This window comes from Rathayibacter sp. AY1B6 (assembly GCF_002932755.1).
Classification (GTDB): domain Bacteria; phylum Actinomycetota; class Actinomycetes; order Actinomycetales; family Microbacteriaceae; genus Rathayibacter.
Genome location: NZ_PSWL01000017.1, coordinates 16,726 through 41,220, shown reverse-complemented (window position 1 = coordinate 41,220; position 24,495 = coordinate 16,726). Strand labels below are relative to the sequence as shown.

Below are 24,495 nucleotides of genomic sequence, written 5' to 3'. Positions count from 1 at the left end.
GAGCGCAAAGTACGAATATAGCCGCATCGCGCCACGCCGCGCAAGTGCGGATGCTTGCGCCGCCCCGCGGGGTCCGGTATACGAGGCCACGGCCTCCCGGATCGTCCCGAGCGGGCCGGGGCGCGGAGCCCCGCGATCCCGCCGTCGCGGCAGACTGGTCGGATGCAGGAACGCACCGGCCGCCGACGCGGAGACGACTCCGAGCACCCTCGCGCCGTGCTCGCCAGCGGGTACACCGCGCAGATCGAGCCCGACCGGCACTCGCCCGAGGCGGCGACCCTGGTCGTCGACGGCACTCCGCAGTCGCACGTCGACCTCGCGGACCCGACGCACCTCTCCTTCGAGTACGTCCGCCGGATCGGCCACGCGATCGACCTCGTCGCCCCCGAGGGCGAGAGCGTCACGGCGCTGCACCTGGGAGCCGGAGCGCTGACCCTCCCCCGCTACGTCGCCGCGACCCGGCCGGGCTCGCGCCAGCAGGTCGTCGAGATCGAGGGCGCTCTGGTCGAGCTGGTGCGCGAGGCGCTCCCGCTCCCCCGTGGGGCGCAGATCCGCATCCGCCAGGGCGACGCCCGCGAGGTGCTCGGCAAGCTGCCGCCCGGGCTGCGCGGCACGGTCGACGTGGTCGTGGTCGACATCTTCTCGGGCGCGCGCACGCCCGCGCACGTGACCAGCGCCGAGTTCTACCGGGCGATCGCGCCGCTGCTCGCCCCCGGCGGCCTCGTCGCCGTGAACGTGGCCGACGGCGGTGCGCTCGCCTTCGCCCGCGCCCAGGCCGCGACGCTCGCCTCCGTCTTCGCGCACACCGCGATCATGACCGACACCCAGATGCTCAAGGCCAAGCGCTTCGGGAACGTGGTGATGCTCGCCTCCGCCGATCCGCTGCCGCTCGACGGCCTGCCGCGGCGCCTCGCCTCCGACCCCGCGCCCTCCAAGCTCGTGCAGGGACGGGAGCTCGAGAACTTCATCGCCGGCGCCCTCGTCGTCACGGACGAGACCGCGACCCCGTCGCCGCTGCCGGCGCGGAGCATCTTCCAGGTGCGACGGGGCTGACCCGGGCCGCGCGTCGGGGCGCCGTCCGGGGACCCGCCGGTACACTCGACGCCGGGGTCAGCGCCCCCGACCGTCCTCTCGTCCGCCGCGCGCGACGATCCGGATCCGCACTCCACGAGGAAGCATCGCCCTGAGCATCATCATCCGCCACGACCCCGCGACCCTCCACGAGGAGATCGACGTCGACGCCGCCCAGGAGCGCCTGGAGGAGATCGGCGCGCTGCGCAGCCTCGCCGCGCTCACCGAGAAGGCGGAGCTGCTGCGCCTGCTCGGGCGCGTCGACGAGGCGTGGGACCTCGCGAACGAGGCCGTCCGCCGCACCCGCTTCTCCGGCGACCGCGCCGAGCTGCTCACCGCCCGCGTCCGCCGCGCCCGCCTCATGCAGCTCCGGGGCCGCACCGACGAGGCCCTCTCGGAGCTCGCGCTCTGCGTCGAGGAGGCGCGCACGCACGAGTGGCACCTCGAGCACTCCTTCGCGCTCAAGCACCGCGGCCTCACCTTCTTCGAGCTGGGCGAGTACGGCCGGGCGATGCGCGACTTCGACGCCGCGACCGCACTCGGCGAGCGCGTCGGGGTCCCCGAGGAGGAGCTCGAGGTCGCGCGCCTGGGCTACGCCGCCGCGTCCGAGTTCCAGGACGGGTCCGACCGCGCACCCCGCGCCGACGGCACCGCCCGCGGCCGCCGCCGCGCCGACGGCGACGAGTCCTAGGCAGCGCCACCGGTGGCCGACCTCGACGACGTGGCCCGCTGGGCCGACGCGCTGATCGAGGAGCACCTCGACCCCTCCTGGTCCTTCGCGCTCGACCACGCCCGCACCCGCGGCGGCGCCTGCCACTGGACGCGCCGCCGGATCACGGTCTCGCGCCACCTCGCCGCCCGCTGGAGCGACGAGGAGGTCCGGCAGACCCTCCTGCACGAGGTCGCGCACGCGCTCGCCGGTCCCGACGCCGGGCACGGACCTCAGTGGCGGCGGATCGCTGGGCGGCTCGGCTACACGGGATCGCGCACCCACAGCAACCCGACCGCGGACGAGCTCGCTCCGTGGGTCGGCACCTGCCCGGGCGGCCACCTCTTCTACCGGCACCGCCGACCCACCCGGCCCCTGGCCTGCGGCCGCTGCGCGCGCCGGTTCGAGCCCGCGAACGCGATCCAGTGGCGCCGCCGACCGGTCCCGGCGCCGTGAGCCCGGACGAGGCTCCGCACGGCGGCCGCACCCCGGTCACCGGCCAGTGGCTCCCCGAGGCCGACGGCCGACGCTGGTGGTTCGACTCCGGCAGCCTCGCACTCGACTTCGCCACGACCGGAGCACTGCCCGCGGGCGCGGCCGAGCACCTCGACTCCGACGCCGCCCTGGCCGCCTGGCTCGCCGAGCGCTTCGAGGCGGTCGGCCCCGACAGCCGGGACGCGCGCCTGGACGACGCGCTGATGCTCCGGGGCGCGATCGCGCGCCTGGCCGTCGCGGCCGAGGCCGGCACCGCTCTCGATCCGCGCGACGTCGACGTGGTCAACCTGGTCGCAGCGATGCCCGACATCCCGCCGGTGCTGAGCGGCGGATCGCGGCAGGCCGGACGGCTCCACGCGGCGGGCCGGCAGGCGCTCGCGTCGATCGCCCGCGAGGCCGTGGGGCTGCTGGGGCCGGCCGTGGCCGGACGGCTGCGGCGCTGCGCGGATCCGGAGTGCCGGATGCTCTACCTCGACACGTCGCGCGCCGGTTCGCGCCGCTGGTGCTCGATGCAGCGCTGCGGGAACCGGGCGAAGGTCCGGGCCTACCGGGCGCGCGCCGCCGCCCCGCGCGGCTGACGGACCGCCGCGGCACCGGGAGCAGCGCCGCGGCGGGACGGGTCAGTCGGAGACGCGGACCGAGCGGTCGAAGGCGACGTAGCCCGAGAAGTCCTTGCCGACGCGGTCGAACGCCGTCGGGTAGGGGTGCGGGTACGACCAGGCCTTGTCCTTCTGCAGACCGTCGCCGGTCTGCACCGAGAAGTACTGGCACTCGCCCTTCCACGGGCAGGTGTAGGGGGTCGGGCTCTCGACGAGCACGCCCTCGGCGATGCTCGACGGCGGGAAGTACCAGTTGCCCTCGATCGAGATCAGGTCGGAGTCGGGGGCGTCGGCGAGGACGACGTCGTGGAGAACGGCTTTCATGCGGGCCAGCTTTCGGTCGGGGCGGGGGCGGAGGGACCGCCTCCGCCGAACGCTACGCCGGGGGCGGGCGCGTGGTCGAGGCGGCGGCTCCGATCCGCAGGGGCTTGTGCGCTCCGCGGACGTCCAGCACCGCGCGGAGGCAGCGCCCGCCGGAGCGGCGGGTCAGCGGAGGATCGCCACCTCGTCGACGGTGTCGACCCTCGCGGCGGCGCGGACCTCGTCCGCCCGCCCCTCGGCGGCGAGCAGACGGCCGGACTCGGACGCGGTGAACAGGTGCGCGCACGCCCGGCGCAGGCCCTCGTAGGACGCGCAGGCCACCGCGGCCTCGGGCGAGACGTGATCGATGCCCAGCCCGATGAGCGCGTCGACGACGGCGCCGGCGGCCAGCTGGTCCTCCATCGCGAACCGCGCCGCTCCGCTCTCGTCGACGTCGCCCAGGGCGATCACGTTGACGCTGGTGCGCCCGCCGTTCTCGTGCTGGCGCTCCAGAATCCAGCGGGCGACGGCCGAGCGGTCGGCCAGGCCCGAGCGGACGACGCGGCCCTCCACTGCCCCGAGGTCCGGGCCCTCGCCTCCGGGCAGGGCGTCGACGAGCACCGTGACGTGGGCGGGGGCGAGCACGCGGAGGGCGCGGGCGCCCCACTCGAAGCGGATCTGATAGGTCGACTGGTCGACGGAGGCGGCGGGAGCGGTCACCCTGACACGCTAGCGAGCCCTGACGCGCATACACGTCCGGGGCTCCGCGCGCACCCGGTTCCCGCGCAGGGGCGGGCGGAGGAGGATGTCCCTCGTGAAGGTGATGCTCAAGCACGTGCTCGACACCGACGCCGACTCCGCCTGGCGCGCCCTGCAGAGTCCGGCCGTGTTCCGGGAGGTGATGTCCCCGCTCCTGACCGCCGCGTCGCTGGACGAGGGCGGCTTCCGCCCGACCTGGGGGCTGGGCTCCCACGAGGTCGCGATGGACGCCCTCGGGATCGTGCCGATGGGAGCGCAGGAGATCGACCTCTCCTACCGCCGCGTCCCCTCGATGCCCGATGTGCGGATCCTGCGCGACAGCGGCGGGCCGCTCACCGGCTCCCTCCGCCTCATCACCGCATGGGACCACCGCATGGCCGTGGCCCCGCTCCCCGACGGGCGCACACTCTTCCGTGACCGCCTCGAGTTCTCGGCGGGCCTCGCCTCGGCCGCGCTCTGGCCGTCGATGTGGGCGTTCTGGCAGTGGCGCGGCATCCGCATCCGCTCCCTCGCCCCGACCTGGCGCCACGATCTCGGCGCCGACACCCGCCCGCGCGGGGAGTCCGCCGCATGAGCCCCGACGGCGTCGCCGAGGAGGAGACCGAGCTGTCGCGCTCGGAGCTCCTGCGGCTGCAGTGGCCCTCCGCCGAGGAGGAGGAGCAGGACGACGACGACGCCGTCTCGCCCCGCCGCCGCCTCACGACCGCGGTCGAGGTGTCGGACTGGCGCCGCCACGTCCAGGCCCTCTACGCGGAGGTGCGTCGGCTCTCGAACGTGGACCTGCTCGCCGCGCACGCGTCCTGGATCCGCGGGCGTAACGCGCTCTTCGCGCAGCACCCCTCCACTCCGCTCCTGCCGGCCGATCGCACGCACTTCCGCTCGCTGCCGATCGCGCCCTACGACGCGGCCTGGCGCTTCGAGCTCGAGGTGGCTCCCGCCGAGGAGGCGCGGCGGATGGACGTCGAGACCGGCACCGACGGCACCGTCCCCTTCGAGCTGATCGGCACGGTCGAGGTGCCCGACGCCGGCAGCCTCGACGTCTGGCGGCTCGCCTCCTACGGCGGGGGCCTGTTCCTGCCGGTCAAGGACGCCCTCGCGGGGACGCCCGGCGGCACCTACGGCGGCGGCCGCTACCTCCTGGACACCGTGAAGGGCGCCGACCTCGGCCCGGGCTCCGCCCCGGGGACGCTGGTGCTCGACTTCAACTTCGCCTACAACCCCTCCTGCGCCTACGACCCCGCCTGGGCCTGCCCGCTCGCCCAGGCGGGCAACCGGCTGGCGGTCGAGGTGCCGGTCGGCGAGCGCTACCGGGGCTGACGCCGACCCTGGACGTTCTCGGAGGGTCGGCCGATAGCCTCCGGGCGGCGCCGTCCCGCGCCGGAAAGCAGGAAAGCCGCATGCCCCGTCCCGTCCTCCTCGTCACCGGAACCTCCACCGGCATCGGCCGCGCCACCGCGATCGAGGCCGCACGCGCAGGCTGGCGGGTGGTCGCCACGGTGCGGGATCCGGAGCGGGCGGAGGGCCTGCGCGCCGCCGCCGCCGAGGCCCGCGTCGAGCTCGACCTGCGGGCGCTCGACGTGACCGACGCGGACTCCGTCGCCGGGTGCCTCCGCGCCGTGGAGGAGGAGCTCGGTGGTCTCGACGCCCTCGTGAACAACGCCGGAGCCGGCCATCTCGGCACCCTCGAGCTGGAGGATCCGGAGGAGCTGCGCCGCGTGATGGAGGTCAACTTCTTCGGCACCGTCGCGGTCACCCGCGCCGCGCTGCCGATGCTGCGCTCGTCCCGCGGCCGCATCGTCACCGTCTCGAGCGTCGGCGGCGCGATCGGGCAGCCCTTCAACGAGGACTACTGCGCGGCGAAGTTCGCGGTCGAGGGGTTCTTCGAGGCGCTCGCCCCGGTCGCCGCCTCCGTCGGCGTCCACGTGTCGCTGATGGAGCCGGGAGCGGTCCGCAGCAGCTTCGTCGAGAACGTCGGCATCGACGCGGCGGCGATGCTCGCGCAGGCCGGCCCCTACGCGCCGGCGCTCGGCGCCTATCTCGACCGCGCCGCGTCGTCCTTCTCCTCGACCCACGCGCAGGACCCGTCCGACGTCGCCGCCGTCATCCTGAAGACGCTGCGCGACCCGGAGCCGGCCTTCCGCGTGCAGACCTCGGACTGGGCGGGCGACTTCGTCGGAACCAAGCTGAGCGACCTCGACGGCTCCCGCGTGCAGGCCGCGATGCGCGGATGGATCGGCATCCACTAGAGTAGGAGGGTGCGAGCGCAGCGACTGCGCTCCCCCGCGTCGTAGAACGCCCCTTGTCCCCTAGGACTCTGACCGTCGAGGATCCGTCCCGACCATCTGGCGCACGTGCATGAGGCCCCCGGCCGCGCGCACCGAATCGTACGGCGAACGGATGTGACCACCGTCACCTTCGCCCGAACGCCGATCACCCGCGCCCCCGGCCACCGCCTGCGCGTCCTCGATCGGCATGATGCCCCCGAAAGGCACCACTCCATGTCGAACACCCCCCTCTCCTTCAGCGCCCTCGGCGTGCCGGCCCCCCTCGTGGCCGCGCTCACCGCGAGCGGCATCACCGAGCCCTTCCCGATCCAGGTCGACACCCTGCCCGACACGCTCGGCGGACGCGACGTCCTCGGCCGCGGCAAGACCGGCTCCGGCAAGACCCTCGCCTTCTCCATCCCGATGATCGCCCGCCTCGGCGGCTCCCTCGCCGGCGGACGCCGCCGGCCCGGCCGCCCGCTCGGACTCGTCCTCGCGCCGACCCGCGAGCTCGCCACGCAGATCACCGCCGCGATGCAGCCCCTCGCCGACGCCTACGGCATCGTCACCACCACGATCTTCGGAGGCGTCTCGCAGCAGCGCCAGGTCGCGGCGCTCAAGCAGGGCGTCGACATCGTCGTGGCCTGCCCGGGCCGCCTCGAGGACCTGATGAAGCAGGGCTTCGTGAACCTCGACGCCGTCGAGATCACCGTGCTCGACGAGGCCGACCACATGGCCGACCTCGGCTTCCTGCCGGTCGTCACGCGCATCCTCGACAAGACCCCCCGCGGCGGGCAGCGCCTGCTGTTCTCCGCGACGCTCGACAACGGCGTGGACAAGCTGGTCAAGAAGTACCTCCAGAACGAGGTGCTCCACTCGGTCGACGAGGCCAACTCGCCCGTCGCGCTGATGACCCACCACGTGTTCGAGGTCGACGGCCTCGACGCCAAGAACGCGCTCGTGAAGACGCTCGCGTCCGGCACCGGCCGCCGCATCCTCTTCATGCGCACCAAGCACCACGCGAAGAAGCTCGCCAAGCAGCTCACCGGCCAGGGCATCCCCGCGGTCGACCTGCACGGCAACCTCTCGCAGGTCGCCCGCGACCGCAACCTCGCCGCGTTCGGCGCCGGCACCGTCAAGGTCCTCGTCGCCACCGACGTCGCCGCCCGCGGCGTGCACGTCGACGACGTCGAGCTCGTCATCCACGTCGACCCGCCGATGGAGCACAAGGCGTACCTGCACCGCTCGGGCCGCACCGCCCGCGCCGGCAGCGAGGGAGACGTCGTCACCGTCGTCCTGCCCACGCAGCGCAGCGACGTGAAGACCCTCCTGCGCAAGGCCGCGATCCAGGTCGCGCCCCAGCAGGTGACCGCCGACTCGGCCGCCGTCGCGAAGCTCGTCGGCGACGTCGCTCCGTACGTCACCCCCAGCGCGGTCGTCGAGCCCGCCCGCGGCCAGTCGCAGGGCGGACGCTCGCAGGGCGCCAACGCGCAGCGCAAGCGCGCGGCCCGCACCGAGGGCACCGCCGCACCCCGCGGCGGACGCTCGACGGGCGCCGCGACCGGCGGAGGCGACCGCCCCCGCCGCGACCGCACCGCCGCCGAGGGACCCGCCCGCGGCGGCGCCCGCGGAGGCCGCAGCCGCTCGGCCGCCGGCGCCCCCTCGACCTCGGGCGGATCGCGCTCGTTCTACAGCACCGCGACCGGTGGAGCAGCCTCGGCCGCTCCCGCCCGCGAGTCCGCCGGCGGCGGCGCCCGCCGCGGCGGACGGCGCGCGCAGGGCTGAACCGTTTCGTGCGCCGCGGAGCGGCGCACCGCGGTCGGCTTCAAGCACGGTTGCGACGCGCAGAGCGTGTCGCGAACGGCTAGGCCGATCCGCTGACACGCGGATCGACCGTTCGCCTGTGCCTTCGAGTGCGCCGCGGAGCGGCGCACCGCGGTCGGCCGGCAGGACGGTCGCGATCCGCAGAGCGAGTCACGACCGGCTAGGCCGATCCGCTCGCACGCGGATCGACCGTTCGCCTCGCGGGGAGCGGCTGGTCCGGGGGCCGGGCGATCGGTGATCGCGGGACAGCGCGCGTCCTGGTGAGGACGACAGGATCACGGAGGGCCGGAGCCCGCGACTCTCGGTCGCAGGCTCCGGCCCTTCGTCGTTCTCGCTTAACATCTCAGGGCGGAGTCCCGCGCAGGGAGGTCCGGAAGTCCTCACCGCGTCGCGAGTCGGCGATCCCCTTCGCTGCGCCGTCGCCGGTCAGCGCCGCCACCTCTCCACGCCCCGTCGCAGGAGGCCGAGTGGGACACCGGGTCCACGAGCCGAACGGCGGATTCGCGTGCCAGCGAGTCCGTCTAGGCGAACGCCCGACGCTCCATCCGCCCGGCCGTCCCTGAGAGCCGACCGCGGCGCGCAAGAAGACCGCTCCGCGCCGCTAAGACAGACGCCCGACGGAGGCCAAGGCGGCGCGGAGCAGCGCGCCCCGCCCGCCCTCCATCTCGGCCGAGATCGCGTCGGAGCAGGCCTCGTCGGGCGTCATCCAGGTGAGCTCGAGCGCGTCCTGGCGGGGGTCGCAGGTCCCGGTCACCGGAACCACGTAGGCGAGCGAGACCGCGTGCTGGCGGTCGTCCGTGAACGGTCCCATGCCGGGCATGGGGAAGTACTCGGCGACGTGGAAGGGGAGCGGGCTCGCCGGGAGGAGGGGGAAGGCCATGGGGCCGAGGTCCTTCTCGAGGTGGCGGAACAGCGCGTCGCGCAGCGTCTCGCCGTACATCACCCGGCCGGAGACGATCGTGCGGGTGATCTGGCCGGAGGAGGTCGCGCGCAGGAGCACGCCGACCTCGGTGACCTGCCCGAGCCCGTCGACGCGGACGGGCACGGCCTCCACGTACAGCAGCGGGAGCCGCCGGCGGATCTCGGCGAGTTCGTCGTCGGACAGCCACCCGGAGTTCGGGTCAGGGGTGCGCACGCTCATGCAGCCATTCTCACCCTTCGCGGCTGGTGTTCCGACCGGCGGCGGCGATCCCGCGCTCAGGGGGATGATGGTGCGATGGGAATCGACGCGAACGCGGTGCTGTGGTCCTCCTCCGAGCGCGACCGCGTCGGCAGGCCCCTCCTGGTGCTGCTGCACGGCTACGGCTCGCACGAGGGGGACCTGTTCTCGCTCGGCGCCTACCTGCCGCTGGAGCCGGTCCTCGCGTCCCTGCGGGCTCCGCTCGCTCTGGGCGGCGGGGCGAACGCGTGGTGGCCCCTCCGAGTGCCGCTGGTGCCGGACGAGCCGCGGGCCGATCCCGAGGCCGTCGAGGCGGCGGCGGCGGGGGTGATCGAGTGGCTGGACGCTCTGGGGCACCCGGGTCCGGTCGGCCTGCTGGGCTTCTCCCAGGGCGCAGCTCTGGCGGTGCAGCTGCTGCGGCGCGCGCCGGGCCGCTTCGTCTTCGCGGTCGCCCTGTCCGGATTCGTGGTCCCGCTCGCCGAGGGCGACGACGCGGACGAGCGGCTCGCCCGCGAGCGTCCTCCAGTGTTCTGGGGCCGCGGGACGCTCGACACGGTGATCCCGGAGGAGCTCGTGCGGGACGCGGCGGACTGGTTCCCGGAGCACACGGCGCTCGACGCGCGGGTCTACGAGGGCGTCGCCCACGGAGTCGGGCAGGCCGAGCTCGCCGACATCGGCACGTTCGTGCGTCTCGGCTTCGCCTGACGGACGGGCTCCCCCGAGTCAAGGGCTCGCCTCCGGGCGGCGGCCCCGGCAATGTCGGAGGTGGCAGGGAGGATGAGTGCATGCCGGACGTCCTCGAGCGCTTCTCCCCCGCCACGCGCGCGTGGTTCGAGGGCGCGTTCCCGGCGCCGACCGCCGCCCAGGAAGGCGCCTGGTCCGCCATCTCCAGCGGAGCGCACGCCCTGGTGGTCGCTCCCACCGGCTCCGGCAAGACGCTCTCGGCCTTCCTCTGGGCGATCGACCGGCTCGTGCAGGGCCCGCCGCCGGAGGATCCGCAGCACCGCACTCGCGTGCTCTACGTCTCGCCGCTGAAAGCTCTCGGCGTCGACGTCGAGCGCAACCTCCGCTCGCCGCTCGTCGGCGTCACGCAGACGGCGCTGCGGCTCAGCGCCGAGGGGATCGGCAGCGCGCCGGCCACGGTCACCGTCGGGGTGCGGTCGGGAGACACGCCCGCCGCCGAGCGGCGCGTTCTGCAGAAGACGCCGCCGGACATCCTGATCACGACCCCCGAGTCCCTCTACCTCATGCTCACCTCGGCGGCGCGCGAGTCGCTCCGCGGCGTCGAGACGGTCATCGTCGACGAGGTCCACGCGGTCGCGTCGACCAAGCGCGGCGCGCACCTGGCCGTCTCCCTCGAGCGCCTCGACGCCCTGCTCCCGAAGCCGGTGCAGCGCATCGGCCTCTCGGCGACGGTGCGCCCGCGCGAGGAGGTGGCCCGGTTCCTCGCCGGCCGCTCCCCCGTCGCGATCGTGGCTCCGGCGTCCGAGAAGCAGTGGGACCTCAGCGTCGTCGTCCCGGTCGAGGACATGTCCGAACTGGGGACGGCGGCTCCGCAGGACGGATCGACGATGGGGGCCACCGGTGCGCAGAGCGGGTCGATCTGGCCGCACGTCGAGGAGTCGATCGTCGACCGGGTCCTCGCGCACACCTCCTCGATCGTCTTCGCGAACTCCCGCCGCCTCGCCGAGCGGCTGACCGCTCGGCTCAACGAGATCTACGCGGAGCGCCGCGAGCTGGCCGCCGAGCGCGCACGCGAGGCGGGCGAGCCCGTCGCGGTCGGGGCCCTGCTCGCCGAGGCCTCGTCCTCCTCCGCCCGCCGCTCCCCCGCCGAGGCGATGGGAGCGGCCGGAGGGACGAGCGGCACCGGGCAGTCCGCGCCCGACGAGGAGCCGCTGCTCGCCCGCGCCCACCACGGATCGGTGAGCAAGGAGCAGCGCGCGATCATCGAGGACGACCTGAAGTCCGGCCGCCTGCGCTGCGTGGTCGCGACCTCGAGCCTCGAGCTCGGGATCGACATGGGCGCGGTCGACCTCGTCGTCCAGGTCGAGACGCCGCCCTCGGTCGCGAGTGCCCTGCAGCGCGTGGGCCGCGCCGGCCACCAGGTCGGCGAGGTCTCGCGCGGGTCCTTCTACCCCAAGCACCGGGCCGACCTGCTCCACTCCGCCGTGACGACGGAGCGGATGCGCTCGGGCCTGATCGAGGCGATCGCCGTCCCCGCGAACCCGCTCGACATCCTCGCCCAGCAGACGGTCGCCGCGACGGCCCTCGAGAGCCTCGACGTGGACGACTGGTTCGACACCGTCCGCCGCAGCGCCCCGTTCGTGTCCCTGCCCCGCTCCGCCTACGAGGCGACCCTCGACCTGCTCTCGGGCCGCTACCCCTCCGACCGGTTCGCGGAGCTGCGGCCGCGCCTCGTCTGGGACCGCGACGCGAACACGCTCACCGGCCGGCCCGGCGCCCAGCGCCTGGCCGTCACCAGCGGCGGCACCATCCCCGACCGCGGGCTCTTCGGCGTGTTCATGGTCGGCGAGCCGGGCTCGACCGGCAACCGCGTCGGCGAGCTCGACGAGGAGATGGTCTACGAGTCCCGCGTCGGCGACGTCTTCGCGCTCGGAGCCACGAGCTGGCGCATCCAGGAGATCACCTACGACCGCGTGATCGTGACGCCCGCGTTCGGCGAGCCGGGGCGGCTCCCGTTCTGGAAGGGCGACTCGCAGGGACGCCCCGCCGAGCTCGGCGAGGCGATCGGAGCGTTCACCCGCGAGGTGGGCGCCGCCGCTCCCGAGACGGCCCGCGAGCGCTGCACGGCGGCCGGGCTCGACGTGTACGCGACCAACAACCTCCTCTCGTTCCTCGACGAGCAGCGCCTGGCCACCGGGCAGATCCCCGACGACCGCACCCTCGTGCTCGAGCGCTTCCGCGACGAGCTGGGCGACTGGCGGCTGGTGCTGCACTCCCCGTACGGGATGCAGGTGCACTCGCCCTGGGCGCTCGCCATCGGCGCCCGCGTCCGCGAGCGGCACGGCATCGACGGAGCGGCGATGGCCGGCGACGACGGCATCGTCGTGCGGATCCCCGACACCGAGTCGGAGCCGCCGGGCTCCGAGCTGTTCCTGTTCGAGCGCGAGGAGCTGGAGCAGCTGGTCACGAGCGAGGTCGGCGGCTCCGCCCTCTTCGCCGCCCGGTTCCGCGAGTGCGCGGCGCGGGCGCTCCTGCTCCCGAGGTACAACCCGGGCAAGCGCTCCCCGCTCTGGCAGCAGCGGCAGCGGGCGGCGCAGCTGCTCGACGTCGCCCGCACCTACCCGACCTTCCCGATCATCCTCGAGACCGTCCGCGAGTGCCTCCAGGACGTCTACGACCTGCCCGCGCTGCTCCGGCTGGCCGCGCGGCTGGACGGACGCGAGCTGCGGATCCTCGAGGTCGAGACGCCGACGGCCAGTCCGTTCGCGCGGTCCATGCTCTTCGGCTACGTCGCGGCCTTCATGTACGAGGGCGACAGCCCGCTCGCCGAGCGCCGCGCCGCCGCGCTCTCGGTCGATGCGACGCTCCTCGGCGAGCTGCTCGGCCGGGCGGAGCTGCGCGAGCTGCTCGACCCGGCGGTCCTCGCGCAGATCGAGCGCGAGTTGCAGCGCGTGGAGCCGGAGCGCCGCCTCCGCGGCCTCGAGGGCGCCGCCGACCTGCTCCGGCTGCTCGGGCCGCTGACGCTCGACGAGCTCGGTGAGCGCCTGGTCGACGAGTCGGTCGCCTCGGCGGACGTCGCGAAGGCGCCCGCGATCGAGCGCCCGGTGCTCGAGGCCGACGTGGCCGCGCTCGTGAAGGCCAAGCGCGTCCTGCCCGTCGGTCTCGGCGGCGAGCAGCGGTACGCCGCGATGGAGGACGCCTCCCGGCTCCGCGACGCCCTCGGCGTGCCCCTGCCGATCGGCGTCCCCGTCGCCTTCATCGAACCGGTCCGCGATCCGCTCGGCGACCTCGTCGCCCGCTACGCGCGCACCCACGGCCCCTTCACCGCCGCCGCCGTCGCCACTCGCCTGGGCCTCGGAGTCGCGGTCGTCACCGACACTCTGCGGCGCCTCGCGGGCGAGCGCCGCGTCTCGGAGGGCGAGTTCCGTCCCACCGGCACCGGGACGGAGTGGTGCGACGCCGAGGTGCTGCGCCGCCTGCGCAGCCGCTCGCTCGCCGCGCTCCGCAAGGAGGTCGAGCCGGTCGACGCGGCCGCGTACGCCCGCTTCCTCCCCGCCTGGCAGCACGTCGGCGGCTCGCTCCGCGGCATCGACGGCGTCGCCTCCGTGATCGACCAGCTGGCCGGCGCGCCCATCCCCGCGTCCGCCTGGGAGTCGCTGATCCTGCCCGCGCGGGTGCGCGACTACTCCCCGGCGATGCTCGACGAGCTCACCGCGACCGGCGAGGTCCTCTGGGCCGGCGCGGGCACCCTCCCCGGCAACGACGGCTGGGTGAGCCTCCACCTCGCCGACACGGCCGGGCTGACCCTCCCCGTCCCCGCCGCCGAGTCCATGACGCTGACCGAGCTCCAGCAGGAGATCGTCGGCGTGCTCGGATCGGGCGGCGGCTACTTCTTCCGCCAGCTCTCCGACGCGGTCGGCTCCACCGACGACGCCGGCCTCGTCGAGGCCCTGTGGGAGCTGGTCTGGGCGGGACTCGTCACGAACGACACCCTGGCGCCGCTGCGCACCCTCGTCGGATCGACCGGCGGCGCGCACCGCCAGCCGCGCGCCCCCGCCCGCGCTCGCGCACCCCGGGGCCGGATGACCGCCCGTCCCACGATGGCCACCCGCGTCGGGCCCCCGACCGCCGGCGGCCGCTGGTCGATCGTGCCGCTCGCGGAGTCCGACGCGACGATCCGCGGGCACGCGCTCGGCGAGACGCTGCTCGAGCGGTACGGGATCGTCACCCGCGGCTCCGTGCAGGCCGAGGGCGTCCTCGGCGGCTTCGCCCTCGCCTACAAGGTGCTGAGCGGCTTCGAGCAGCAGGGCCGCGCTCGGAGGGGCTACTTCATCGAGAAGCTGGGAGCAGCGCAGTTCGGCACGGCCGGCAGCGTCGACCGGCTCCGCACGTTCGCCCCGCAGGACGAGGCGCAGGAGCGCTCGCGGCCGGTGCTCGCCCTCGCGGCGACCGACCCCGCGAATCCGTTCGGCGCCGCTCTACCGTGGCCGCAGGGCGAGGGGCACCGCCCCGGTCGGAAGGCCGGCGCGCTGGTCGCGGTCGTCGACGGAACGCTCGCGGTCTACCTCGAGCGCGGCGGCAAGACGGCCCTCACCTTCACCGCCGACGAGGCGGCCCTCGCCGACGCGGCCGGCGCCCTCTCGCAGCTGGTCCGCTCCCGCGGGGTCGAGAAGCTGACCGTCGAGAAGATCGACGGCGTCTTCGCGCTCGGCACCCCCTTCGGCGATGCGCTCGTCGCCGCCGGATTCGTCGCCAATCCGCGCGGCCTGAGGATGCGCTCGTGAGCGCCGGAGGGAGCCCGCGTGCCCGAGGGTGACACCGTCTACCGATCCGCCCACAATCTCGCCGAGGCGCTCGACGGCGAGGTCCTGACCCGCTGCGACGTGCGCGTGCCGAAGTACGCGACGGTCGACCTCACCGGCGAGAAGGTCGACGAGGTCGTCCCCCGCGGCAAGCACCTGCTGATGCGGGTCGGCGACGCGCTGATCCACTCCCACCTCAAGATGGAGGGGAGCTGGCATCTCTACGCCCGCGGCGAGGGCGAGCGGCCGAAGTGGCACCGGCCGGCGTTCCAGGCCCGGATCGTCCTCGAGACGGAGGACTGGCAGGCGGTCGGCTTCGAGCTCGGGCTCCTCGAGATCGTCCCTCGCTCGGCGGAGGAGGACGTGGTCGGCTACCTCGGCCCGGATCTGCTCGGCGCCGACTGGGACGCGGACGAGGCGCTGCGGCGCCTGTCCGCCGACCCGGAGCGGCCGATCGGGCTCGCGCTGCTCGACCAGCGGATCATGGCCGGGCTCGGCAACGTCTACCGCGCCGAGCTGTGCTTCCTGCGCGGCGTGCTGCCCACGCGTCCGGTCGGCGAGAGCGGCGACCTCGTCCGCACCATCGCGCTCGCGAAGCGGCTCATCACCGTCAACCGCGAGCGGATCGAGCGCACGACGACCGGCAACCTGCGCCCGGGCCAGCAGCTCTGGGTCTACGGCCGCGACCGGAAGCCCTGCCGGCGCTGCGGCACGCCGATCGAGCGCGGCGAGCTCGGCGACGACGAGCTGCAGCTGCGGGTCACCTACTGGTGCCCGCACTGCCAGAGCTGAGGGACTACTCCTCGACCGCGGAGCGGCGGCCGGGGACGTGCTTCTCGTGGACGCCGACGTCCGTCAGGCGCTCGATGCGGTCGACGTGGCGGCCGGGCTCGCCGCCGTCCGCGGCGATCCAGCTGCCGACGAGAAGGAACCCGTCGCGCCCGCCCGCCGTCAGCGGGCCCGTGATCGTGAACGATCCGAGCGCCGGGGTCGAGAACGCCACGCGCACGGCATCCCCGTGCTCGAGCCCCTCGGCCGAGCGCTCCCCGCCGACCTCGTCGGCGTCCGGCGCCAGGGCGATGCTCTGGATCTCGGTCCCCGTGCCGAGGAAGACGTCCGCGACGACGAGCTCGCCGCCGACGGCCTGGCGGACGACCCCCTCGATCCCGTAGAGGCCGTAGCGCGGGGAGCGGACGAGGACGCGCACCGAGTCGCCGATCGCGACCTCGGCGAGAGCACCGCGGATCGAGGCGACGTCCCTCCGCGCGGGAGGGGCGGACAGGGCGTCGAGGATCGGGCTGGGCATCCGATCAGGGTAGCCGCTCCGGGAGCGCACCCGCCCGGCGGATCGGCGGCGGATCCCGGGCGGCCGGGGCGCCGGGTCGCGTCGGCCGCTCGGGATCCGCCGCCGACACCGCGGCAGGCACGGGCGCCGCCGGGAACGACGAAGGCCCCGCGTGAGCAGGGCCTTCGGGAGGTGCGGAGTCGGTGGGATTTGAACCCACGGAACCCAATAAAGGGTTCTCCACCTTAGCAGGGTGGTGCACTCGACCGGACTATGCGACGACTCCTGAGCGCCCGCTGGCGGACGCACGACGACCATCATAACCGCACGCGCGAGGGCCTCGCGACACGGGCGCCCGCCCCTCCGCAGGAGGGTGGGGCGCGCCGCCTACTGGTCCGACAGAGGCCGGCCGATCGTGCAGGTCTCCTGCTGCGCGGTCTGCCCGGAGACGTCGCTCGGGAGTGTGACCGGCCCGTCGGGCGCGCTCGTCGCGGGGGCGTCGGTCGTGGGAGCGTCGGTGGCCGGCGCCTCCGTGGCCGCCGGAGCGCCCGTCGCTCCGGGCTCCTCCCCCGTCGACTGCGAGCCGCCGCCGGTGGTGCCGCTCAGCGCGATCGGCTGGTCGGCGAGGAGCGCCGCGTTCAGCGCCGCCGCCGCGTCCTCGCTGGGGTACACGCCGTTGCCGTCGATGAAGGTCGGGTACTGCACGAAGACCACGTTCGCGAGGTCGACGTCCTTCACCGCGAGGCCGATCGAGACCAGGGTGTTCACGTTCTCGAGCGAGGTCGAGAGCTGCATGTTCGAGACGGCCGCCTTCGCGAGGCCGTAGAGGTTGACCGGGTTCGAGAGCGTCGACGCGCTCTTCACCTTGCGCACCAGCGACGAGAGGTACACCTGCTGGCTCGAGATGCGCGTGAGGTCGCTGCCGTCGCCGACACCGTGCCGGGTGCGGAGGAACGCCAGCGCCTCGGCGCCGACGAGCGTGTGCGTGCCCGCGTCGAGGTTCAGCCCGGTGTACTCGTCCTGGATCGGCGTGGCGACGCAGACGTCCACTCCGCCGACCGCGTTCGACATCTCGATGACGCCCTCGAACTGGATGAGCGCCGCGTAGGGGATCTCGAGCCCGGTCAGCTGCTCCACCGTCTGCACGGTGCACGCCAGTCCGCCGGCCTCGAGCGAGGTGTTGATCTTCGCCGAGTCCACCGCGTCCGAGACGGCGCCGGTGGCCGGGTCGGTGCAGGAGGGGATCGGGACGTAGAGGTCGCGGGGGAAGCTGACGACCTCCACGGTGGAGTGGTCGGCCGAGATGTGCATGAGCATCGTGACGTCGTTGAGGTTCTCGGCACGCTCGCCGTACGCTCCGGCGGCCGATCCGTCGGCGCTGTCGCTGCCGGCGAGCAGGATGTTGACGCCGCCCTCGATCGCCCCGATCTCGGGCACGTCGCCCCCGCCCGAGTCGATCCCGAGGTCGACGGAGGGGCGCGCGCTCCCGGCGATCATCGAGGCCGCGATCGCCACGATGCAGACCGCGCTGAGGACGCCGACGCCCACGCAAGCCGCGAGGATCCGCGCGGCGAAGCGCACGCCGCTCGGGCGGCGCAGTCGGCCGTGCCGTGCTGCTGTGGTCCGGGTGGACGCGCGTTCGCTCATCGGGTCGTACTCTCTCTCGGCTGCGGGACGCGTGTCGTCCCGGAGTCAGCGCGCGAGGTGGAGAGCACCCGTGGTGCCGCCCGCCCTCGGCTCAGCCGAAGAACCCGACCGAGCAGGTCTGCTGGTCGGCGCTCTGGCCGGTGACCGATTCTGGCAGGGCAACCTTGGATCCGTCCTCGGGAGTCGCTGCAGGAGTGCCGGGTGCCGCCTCGGACGTCGCGAGCGGATCCGCGGTCGCCGGGCCCGAGGGAGCGGCGGTGTCGGCCGGGGCCGCGGCCTCGCCCTCCACGGTCGCGCCGGCACCGGTGCCGCCGGTGATGGCGATCGGCTGATCGGTCTGCAGGGCGCTCGCCAGGACGTCGCCCGCGGCACGGTCCGGCTCCACTCCGCTCGGAGTCGCCCCGGTCGGGTACTGCGCGAAGACGACGTCCGCGAGGTCGACGTCCTTCAGCGCGAGCCCCATCTGGACCATCGTGTTCACGTTGTCGAGACCGGTCGAGAGCGTCATGTTGCCCAGCGCCGCCTTCGCGAGCCCGTAGAGCGCGACCGGGTTGAGGAGGGTGTCCGCGCTCTTGATCTGGCGCACGAGCGCCGAGAGGAAGACCTGCTGGTTGCTGATGCGGGTCAGGTCGCTGCCGTCGCCGATGCCGTGGCGGCTACGGAGGAACTGGAGCGCCGCCATGCCCTCGAGCGAGTGCACGCCCGGCTCGAGGTAGGTGTTCGTGTAGGGGTCCGCGATCTCGGTCGCGACGCAGACGTCGACTCCGCCGACCGCGTTCGACATCTCGATCACGCCGTTGAACTGCACGACCGCGCCGTAGTCGACCCGGACGCCCATGAGGTCCTCGACGACCCCCGCGACGCAGCCGAGGCTGACGTCGCTGCCCATCGCCTCGTTGATCTTGGTGTCGTACCGGGCGGGGATCGTCTCGCCCGTGGCGGCGTTCACGCACTCCGGGATGTCGACGTACATGTCGCGGGGGAAGCTCACGACCGTGGCGTTGCTGTGGTCGGCCGAGACGTGCATCAGCATGTTGACGTCGTTGAGGACGCTCGTCTCCTCGTCGGGGTCGCCGTAGGCGTCGCCCTGGCCCTTCCGCGAGTCGCTGCCGACCACGAGGACGTTGAAGCCGCCCTCCAGCGCGCCGATCTCCGGGGCGCCTCCGGCCTCGACGCTGGAGCCGGCGGCGACCGGGTGCAGGTCGACCGAGGGCTGCACGGACTGGACGATCAGCGTCGCCGCGATCGCGACCACCGACACCGAGGCGACCACGCCGACACCGCCCACCAGGGCGGCTCCCTTCACCAGGGTCCGCGCGAGCGAGTGCCGCTTCTGGCGGCCGTGCCGCACGAAGGGGCGCGGCGTGCGCGGAGTGTCGCGAGTCTGTGTCGAAGGGCCCGTGCGGCGCATCCGTCTCCCGGTGTCGAGGCGTCAGTGGTGCGGAGGTGAGGGCCGGGCGTCGATCCCGGGCGTCGCGCAATCCTATACAGAGGGGTGGCGCGTTCCGAAGGAGAGCGGGCGGGCCTCCGTCGTCGCGCGCCAGGACGGGCGTCGGAAGACGCCATCGAGGGTCGGCCTGCAGAACCGGACGCTGTGGCGGAGGGCGTGGGATTCGAACCCACGAGACGTTTCCGCCCACCAGTTTTCAAGACTGGCTCCATCGGCCGCTCGGACAGCCCTCCTCGCCGCTCCCGCAGGAGCGACACCCGATAGTAACCGCCGAGCGCCCGGCGTCAGCGCAGCGCTGAGAGCGCGACCGCCACGCCGTCCTGGTGGACCGAGGGGATCACGGCGGAGGCCACGGCGCGCACCTCGTCCGGCGCCTGGCCCATCGCCAGCCCTGCGCCCTCGGCGGCGGCCCAGGTGAGCATCTCGATGTCGTTGCGGCCGTCGCCCAGCGCGACCACGTCGCTCCGCTCGATGCCCAGCTCCTCGCGGACGACCTCGAGCGCGGTGGACTTGTTGACGCCGTGAGGGGCGATGTCGAGCCAGGCGGTCCAGCCGATCGCGTAGCTGACCTGGTGCAGGCCCATCTCCTCGACCAGCGAGGTGAACTCCTCGATCCCGGTCTCGGGCGAGATCACGACGACGCGGGTGCACAGCCGGCCGAGCAGCTCCTCGAAGGGGACGTGGGTCGTCTCGGCGCCCATCACGGCGCCGCCGGGGAACGCCTCGGTGTAGAAGAAGGCGCCGTCCGCGTCCTCGACGGCGTAGTGCGCGTCGGGGAGGGAGCGGCGGATGGTCTCGAGGACCTCCGTCGGGTCGAAGGTCTCGACCGTCTCGGGGACGTAGGCACCGGACGCGTCGCGGCGGAGAGTGACCGCCCCGTTGCAGCAGATCACGTACTCGGGCGAGATCCCCAGCCGCTCGACGACGGGCAGCGTGGAGGAGGGCGAGCGCCCGGTGGCGAGCATCACCTCGTCGCCCTGGGCGGCCACGCGGGTGATCGCGTCCGTCACCGCGCGGGTGATGGTGCCGTCCTCGTGCATGACGGTGCCGTCGATGTCGAGGGCGACGAGGCGGCGGCCGGAGGCGCGGACCGCGCTCATGCGACGGGCTCGAGCACCTCGAGGCCGCCGAGGTGGGGCCGCAGCGCCTCGGGGACGAGCACCGAGCCGTCCGCCCGCTGGTGGGTCTCGAGGAGGGCGACGATCCAGCGGGTGGTCGCGAGCGTGCCGTTGAGAGTGGCGACCGGAGCGGTCCTCCCCGAGTCGGTGCGGTAGCGGGTGTCGAGGCGGCGGGCCTGGAACGTGGTGCAGTTCGAGGTCGAGGTCAGCTCGCGGTAGGTCTCCTGCGTGGGGACCCAGGCCTCCACGTCGAACTTGCGCGCGGCGCTCTGGCCGAGGTCGCCGGCCGCCGTGTCGATGACGCGGTAGTGCAGGCCGAGGCTCTGCAGGACGTCCTCCTGGTACGAGAGCAGGCGCGCGTGCTCCGCCTCCGCCTCCTCGGGGAGGGTGTAGACGAACATCTCGAGCTTGCTGAACTGGTGCACGCGGATGATGCCGCGGGTGTCCCGTCCGCCCGAGCCGGCCTCGCGGCGGTAGCAGGTGCTCCAGCCCGCGTAGCGCTTCGCGCCGCCGGAGAGGTCGAGGATCTCGTCGGCGTGGTAGCCGGCGAGGGCGACCTCGCTGGTGCCGGTGAGGTAGAGGTCGTCGTCGCGGAGGCGGTACACCTCGTCGTCGTGCTCGCCGAGGAAGCCTGTGCCGTCCATGATCTCGGGGCGCACCAGGGTGGGCGTGATCAGCGGGGTGAAGCCGGCGGCGAGCGCCTTCTCGAGCCCCAGGTTCATCAGGGCGATCTCGAGGCGGGCGACCAGGCCCTTGAGGAAGTAGAAGCGCGCGCCGCTGACCTTCGCGCCGCGCTGCATGTCGATGCCGTCCAGCAGCTCGCCGAGCTCGAGGTGGTCGCGCGGGGCGAAGTCGAAGACGGGGCGCTCGCCGACCGTCTTGACGAGCTCGAACGACTCCTCGCCGCCCGCGGGGACGCCCTCGATGATCGGGTTCGCGATGCGCTTCACCAGCACGGTGAAGGCGTCGTCGGCCTCGGAGGCCTCCTGCTGGGCCTGCTTGGCGGCGGCGGCGAGGCGCTGGGCCTCGGCCACGAGGGCCGCCTTCTCGTCCTTGGGGGCCTTGGCGACGGTCCTGCCGAAGGCGTTCTGCTCGGCCCGCAGCCGCTCCGCCTCGGTGATCGCCGCACGGCGCACGCGGTCGGCCTCCAGCGCCTCGTCGACCAGCTCGACGGAGTCGCCGCGCGCCTCCTGCGAGCGCTTCAGGACGTCCGGGTTCTCGCGCAGAAGTACGGGATCAATCACCCCAGCAGTGTAGAGGAGGGCCGGGACGGGCCGCCGCCCGCGCGTACCCCCGGGGCCGGCTGAGCATCGGCCGCGAGGCGGCATCCGATCGCGGGGACGGCTGCGAATGTGAGAGGTCCCCCGAGAACGTCCCCCCGCGTTCGACATCCCTGCTCCCCTGAAGGCTCTCCCATGCACGTCACCCCCCTCATCGACGCGACCCCCGGCGTCGTCCTCGAGCGCGACGGCTCCGTCGCCCGGATCACCCTCAACCGCCCCGACGCCCTCAACGCGATCGACCTCGGCACCGCGCGACTGCTCCTGAGCACCGTCGCCGACCTCGACGCCGACTCCGGCTGCTCCGTCATCGTGATCACCGCCGCAGGCCGCGCGTTCTGCACGGGCGGCGACATCTCGGCGATCATGGGGTCCGAGCACCCGGACCACTACCTGCGCGACGTCGCGACCACGACCGCCCAGGTGATCCGCCTGCTCGAGGACAGCCGCGCCGTCGTCGTCTGCGCGATCGACGGCATGGTCGCCGGCGCCGGCATCGCCTTCGCTCTGGCCGCCGACATCGTGATCGCGACTCCCGCCGCCCTCTTCCTCAGCGCGTACGGCGACGTCGGGCTCGTCCCGGACGTCGGAGTCACCGCCGCGCTCCCCCGCGTCGTCGGCCGCCGCCGCGCCCTGGACTTCGTGCTGTCGGGCCGCCCGATCCGCGCGGCCGAGGCGCTGGAGTGGCAGCTCGTGACCGAGGTCGTGCCGCGCGCCGACCTCGCCGGCCGCGTCGACGAGCGCGTGCGCGCCCTGGCGGCGAAGCCGGCGCACGTCGCGTCCGCCGCCCGCCGCCTCCTGCGCACCGACCCGCTCGACCGCGCCGAGCGCATCGTCGAGGAGACGGACACCCTGGTCGATCTCCTGGCGGTCCCGGCCACGCGCGCGCTCCTGGACGCCGAGCACGAGCGCCAGACCCGGCGCGCCGCTCGGGCGACCGCCTCGCTCTGACCCGGCGCGAGCGTCCGCGACGACGCTCCGGCTCCGGGCCGAGCGGACGGCCGGGCCGCGGAGCGCGGACCGGCCGGGCGGGCTCGCTCGATCTCGGCTACGGTGGTCCCCGCGAAGGGGAGTAGTTCCCACCGTCCGCCGAGCGGACGACGAGGCGCGTCGACATGCTGGTCCGGGACGATCCGGGCCCGGCGCTCCACCCCGGCTCCGGCCTGGGCGAACGAGACCTTCGGTCAGTCGACGCACGTCCTGACCGGTCCTCTCGCGCGGGTCGGCGGGCCTGAGCCAGGAGATCGCATGGCGACCACCGCCCCCACCCCCAGTCCCGCCCAGGTGCGCCGCTGGCGCCGCTACCTCGCCGACGAGCTCGCCGAGGCCTCCGTCTACCGCGACCTCGCCGGACGCCGCACCGGCGAGGAGCGGGAGATCCTGCTTGCGCTCGCCGTGGCCGAGGGCCGCCACGAGGAGCACTGGCGGGAGCTGCTCGGCTCCGCGGCGGAGCCCGCGCCCCGCGCGGACCTCCGCACGCGCTTCCTCGGCTTCCTCACCCGCCGCTTCGGCTCCGTGTTCGTCCTCGCCCTGATCCAGCGCGCCGAGGCCCGCTCCCCCTACGCCGACGACGACGACGCCACCGAGGCGATGGCCGCCGACGAGCGGATCCACGGCGAGGTCGTCCGCGGGCTCGCCGAGCGCGGCCGCAACCGCCTCTCCGGGACGTTCCGCGCGGCGGTCTTCGGAGCCAACGACGGCCTGGTCTCGAACCTCGCCCTCGTCCTCGGAGTGGGAGCGAGCGGAGTCGGCACGGGCGTCGTCCTGTTCACGGGCATCGCGGGCCTGCTCGCCGGCGCCCTCTCGATGGGCGCGGGCGAGTTCGTCTCGGTGCGCTCGCAGCGCGAGCTGCTCTCCGCCTCCAGCCCGGACCTCGACGCGAACCGCATCGTCCCCGACCTGGACGTCGACGCGAACGAGCTCGCCCTCGTCTACCGCGCTCGCGGAATGACCCAGGAGCAGGCCGACGCACGTGCCGCCTCCGTCTTCACCGGCCTGCGCGGCGGCGCCGTCACCTCGCCGATCACGCTGGGCGGCCCCGCGGGCGACCCCGACGTCGACGAGCACGAGTCGATCGGCACGGGCATGGGCGCCGCACTGTCGAGCTTCTGCTTCTTCGCCTCGGGCGCGATCATCCCGGTGCTGCCCTACCTGCTCGGCCTGACGGGGCTCGCCGCGGTGGTCCTCGCCTGCGTGCTCGTGGGCATCGCCCTGCTCGCCACCGGCGCGGTCGTCGGGCTGCTCTCGGGCGCCCCGCCCCTGGCCCGGGCGCTGCGCCAGCTCGGGATCGGCTACGGCGCGGCCCTGGTGACCTACCTCCTCGGCCTGCTCTTCGGCGCGTCCGGAGTCTGAGCCTCGGCCTCGAGGAGCTGCGCGCCGTCCCGCGGCTCCTCGGGGCGGGGCCGCACGACGACTCCGCGCCACCGCAGGGCGGCCACTCCGACCGCCAGCAGCAGGGACGCCGGCAGGCAGCCCAGCAGGGGGATGCAGGAGTAGTAGAGGAGCTGCCGCTGGATCCACGCGGGCGAGGGCACGTCGGAGTCGCCGTAGTAGGGCGGGGGCGGCGAGGAGTAGCCGGTGTAGAGGAGCGCGAGGCCGATCAGAGTCCCCGCGAGACCGGCGAGCAGGAGCACGAGGAGCCACGGGTTCCGCAGCAGCGGCGTCTCGCGCGCGGGCTCGACGGGAGCTGCGGGAGCGGGCTCGGCGGCGGGCTCGGCGGCGGGCTCCGGCAGGGGTGCGGGCGCGGTCTCGGCGCCGAGGCGGTGCGACCGCCGGCCCTCGGCGGCTCCCGCGATGTCGGGCAGGGCCATGATGCGGCGGGGTCCGGGCACGGACGAGGAGCCGGGTCGGACCACGCGCGGCTCCGGAGGCGCCGGACGAGCGGCGGCTCCGGACATGGCGGCGGGAGCACCGGGGACGGCTCCCGTCCCGGGCCTGGCGAACGCCCGCTCGTCGCCGCGCAGGCGCTCCACCGGTCCCGAGAACCCGCGCTGGAAGGCCGGGTCGTAGCGCGGGTCGACCCGGTCGTCGTCGTCGTCAGTCATCGTCG

The 24,495-nt window shown here is 74.2% G+C and carries 22 protein-coding genes and 2 tRNA genes; 13 read left to right on the top strand and 11 right to left on the bottom strand.

Features of this window, described 5'->3' with window-relative positions; translation table 11 throughout:
• Positions 1-162: 162 nt before the first annotated feature.
• The 4 genes from C5D08_RS10550 (at position 163) to C5D08_RS10535 (ending at position 2,853) form a co-directional block, all read left to right on the top strand.
• Positions 163-1,053, top strand: coding sequence for a spermidine synthase (locus tag C5D08_RS10550; protein ID WP_104277004.1), 891 nt, complete (start codon positions 163-165; stop codon positions 1,051-1,053).
• Between the two features lie 379 nt (positions 1,054-1,432).
• Positions 1,433-1,762 carry a hypothetical protein gene (locus tag C5D08_RS17010; RefSeq protein WP_181110095.1) on the top strand — a complete coding sequence of 110 codons (330 nt, stop codon included), beginning with the start codon at positions 1,433-1,435 and terminating at the stop codon, positions 1,760-1,762.
• 12 nt (positions 1,763-1,774) lie between these two features.
• Complete coding sequence (locus tag C5D08_RS10540; RefSeq protein ID WP_104277003.1) at positions 1,775-2,236, top strand: SprT-like domain-containing protein; 462 nt, start codon at positions 1,775-1,777, stop codon at positions 2,234-2,236.
• Positions 2,233-2,853 carry a CGNR zinc finger domain-containing protein gene (locus C5D08_RS10535; RefSeq protein ID WP_104277026.1) on the top strand — a complete coding sequence of 207 codons (621 nt, stop codon included), beginning with the start codon at positions 2,233-2,235 and terminating at the stop codon, positions 2,851-2,853. Before C5D08_RS10540 ends, C5D08_RS10535 begins: the two co-directional genes overlap by 4 nt.
• 42 nt (positions 2,854-2,895) lie before the next feature.
• On the opposite strand, the gene C5D08_RS10530 is transcribed toward C5D08_RS10535, so the two are convergent.
• Together C5D08_RS10530 and C5D08_RS10525 are read right to left on the bottom strand one after the other, a co-directional pair.
• Entirely contained in the window at positions 2,896-3,198 is a 303-nt protein-coding gene (locus C5D08_RS10530; protein ID WP_104277002.1) for a DUF427 domain-containing protein, read from the bottom strand.
• 162 nt (positions 3,199-3,360) lie between these two features.
• Positions 3,361-3,894: a 2-phosphosulfolactate phosphatase gene (locus C5D08_RS10525; RefSeq protein WP_104277001.1), complete on the bottom strand. Its 534-nt coding sequence runs from the start codon at positions 3,892-3,894 to the stop codon at positions 3,361-3,363.
• A gap of 85 nt (positions 3,895-3,979) precedes the next feature.
• On the opposite strand from C5D08_RS10525, the gene C5D08_RS10520 reads away from it, so the two are divergent.
• The 4 genes from C5D08_RS10520 (at position 3,980) to C5D08_RS10500 (ending at position 7,982) form a co-directional block, all read left to right on the top strand.
• Complete coding sequence (locus tag C5D08_RS10520; RefSeq protein ID WP_258065059.1) at positions 3,980-4,507, top strand: hypothetical protein; 528 nt, start codon at positions 3,980-3,982, stop codon at positions 4,505-4,507.
• Positions 4,504-5,250: a DUF1684 domain-containing protein gene (locus tag C5D08_RS10515; RefSeq protein WP_104277000.1), complete on the top strand. Its 747-nt coding sequence runs from the start codon at positions 4,504-4,506 to the stop codon at positions 5,248-5,250. The genes C5D08_RS10520 and C5D08_RS10515 overlap by 4 nt, the downstream gene beginning before the upstream one ends.
• An 80-nt stretch (positions 5,251-5,330) precedes the next feature.
• The gene (locus tag C5D08_RS10510) at positions 5,331-6,179 is read left to right on the top strand and encodes an SDR family oxidoreductase (RefSeq protein WP_104276999.1); all 849 of its coding nucleotides are present in this window, start codon (positions 5,331-5,333) and stop codon (positions 6,177-6,179) included.
• 252 nt (positions 6,180-6,431) lie between these two features.
• Positions 6,432-7,982: a DEAD/DEAH box helicase gene (locus C5D08_RS10500; protein WP_104276997.1), complete on the top strand. Its 1,551-nt coding sequence runs from the start codon at positions 6,432-6,434 to the stop codon at positions 7,980-7,982.
• A gap of 640 nt (positions 7,983-8,622) precedes the next feature.
• Here the strand turns inward: C5D08_RS10500 and C5D08_RS10495 are convergent.
• Positions 8,623-9,162, bottom strand: coding sequence for an NUDIX hydrolase family protein (locus tag C5D08_RS10495; RefSeq protein WP_104276996.1), 540 nt, complete (start codon positions 9,160-9,162; stop codon positions 8,623-8,625).
• Positions 9,163-9,237: 75 nt separating this feature from the next.
• Here C5D08_RS10495 and C5D08_RS10490 point away from each other — a divergent pair, with 75 nt between their 5' ends.
• From C5D08_RS10490 to C5D08_RS10480, 3 genes are all read left to right on the top strand, one after another.
• Positions 9,238-9,885: an alpha/beta hydrolase gene (locus tag C5D08_RS10490; RefSeq protein WP_104276995.1), complete on the top strand. Its 648-nt coding sequence runs from the start codon at positions 9,238-9,240 to the stop codon at positions 9,883-9,885.
• Positions 9,886-9,965: 80 nt separating this feature from the next.
• Positions 9,966-14,648: an ATP-dependent helicase gene (locus C5D08_RS10485; RefSeq protein WP_104276994.1), complete on the top strand. Its 4,683-nt coding sequence runs from the start codon at positions 9,966-9,968 to the stop codon at positions 14,646-14,648.
• 18 nt (positions 14,649-14,666) lie between these two features.
• Complete coding sequence (locus C5D08_RS10480) at positions 14,667-15,458, top strand: DNA-formamidopyrimidine glycosylase family protein (protein ID WP_104276993.1); 792 nt, start codon at positions 14,667-14,669, stop codon at positions 15,456-15,458.
• Between the two features lie 4 nt (positions 15,459-15,462).
• Here C5D08_RS10480 and C5D08_RS10475 read toward each other — a convergent pair whose 3' ends face one another.
• The 7 genes from C5D08_RS10475 to serS form a co-directional block, all read right to left on the bottom strand.
• Positions 15,463-15,972 carry a hypothetical protein gene (locus C5D08_RS10475; RefSeq protein WP_104276992.1) on the bottom strand — a complete coding sequence of 170 codons (510 nt, stop codon included), beginning with the start codon at positions 15,970-15,972 and terminating at the stop codon, positions 15,463-15,465.
• A 174-nt stretch (positions 15,973-16,146) separates the two neighbouring features.
• A tRNA-Ser gene (locus C5D08_RS10470) sits at positions 16,147-16,237 on the bottom strand.
• Between the two features lie 101 nt (positions 16,238-16,338).
• Positions 16,339-17,598 carry an LCP family protein gene (locus tag C5D08_RS10465; protein ID WP_104276991.1) on the bottom strand — a complete coding sequence of 420 codons (1,260 nt, stop codon included), beginning with the start codon at positions 17,596-17,598 and terminating at the stop codon, positions 16,339-16,341.
• A 91-nt stretch (positions 17,599-17,689) separates the two neighbouring features.
• Positions 17,690-18,904 carry an LCP family protein gene (locus tag C5D08_RS10460; RefSeq protein WP_258065058.1) on the bottom strand — a complete coding sequence of 405 codons (1,215 nt, stop codon included), beginning with the start codon at positions 18,902-18,904 and terminating at the stop codon, positions 17,690-17,692.
• Between the two features lie 289 nt (positions 18,905-19,193).
• A tRNA-Ser gene (locus C5D08_RS10455) sits at positions 19,194-19,281 on the bottom strand.
• Positions 19,282-19,332: 51 nt separating this feature from the next.
• Positions 19,333-20,148: an HAD family hydrolase gene (locus tag C5D08_RS10450; protein ID WP_104276989.1), complete on the bottom strand. Its 816-nt coding sequence runs from the start codon at positions 20,146-20,148 to the stop codon at positions 19,333-19,335.
• On the bottom strand, positions 20,145-21,410 hold the full coding sequence (gene serS, locus C5D08_RS10445) for a serine--tRNA ligase (protein WP_104276988.1): 1,266 nt from the start codon (positions 21,408-21,410) through the stop codon (positions 20,145-20,147). Before serS ends, C5D08_RS10450 begins: the two co-directional genes overlap by 4 nt.
• A 171-nt stretch (positions 21,411-21,581) precedes the next feature.
• On the opposite strand from serS, the gene C5D08_RS10440 reads away from it, so the two are divergent.
• The gene (locus C5D08_RS10440; RefSeq protein WP_104276987.1) at positions 21,582-22,397 is read left to right on the top strand and encodes an enoyl-CoA hydratase/isomerase family protein; all 816 of its coding nucleotides are present in this window, start codon (positions 21,582-21,584) and stop codon (positions 22,395-22,397) included.
• Positions 22,398-22,694: 297 nt separating this feature from the next.
• Positions 22,695-23,798, top strand: a complete 1,104-nt coding sequence (locus tag C5D08_RS10435) for a VIT1/CCC1 transporter family protein (protein WP_104276986.1) — start codon at positions 22,695-22,697, stop codon at positions 23,796-23,798.
• Here the strand turns inward: C5D08_RS10435 and C5D08_RS10430 are convergent.
• A complete protein-coding gene (locus C5D08_RS10430; protein ID WP_104276985.1) occupies positions 23,759-24,490 on the bottom strand; it encodes a hypothetical protein in 732 nt (243 codons plus the stop codon). The two genes, C5D08_RS10435 and C5D08_RS10430, sit on opposite strands and share 40 nt — an antisense overlap.
• Between the last annotated feature and the right edge of the window lie 5 nt (positions 24,491-24,495).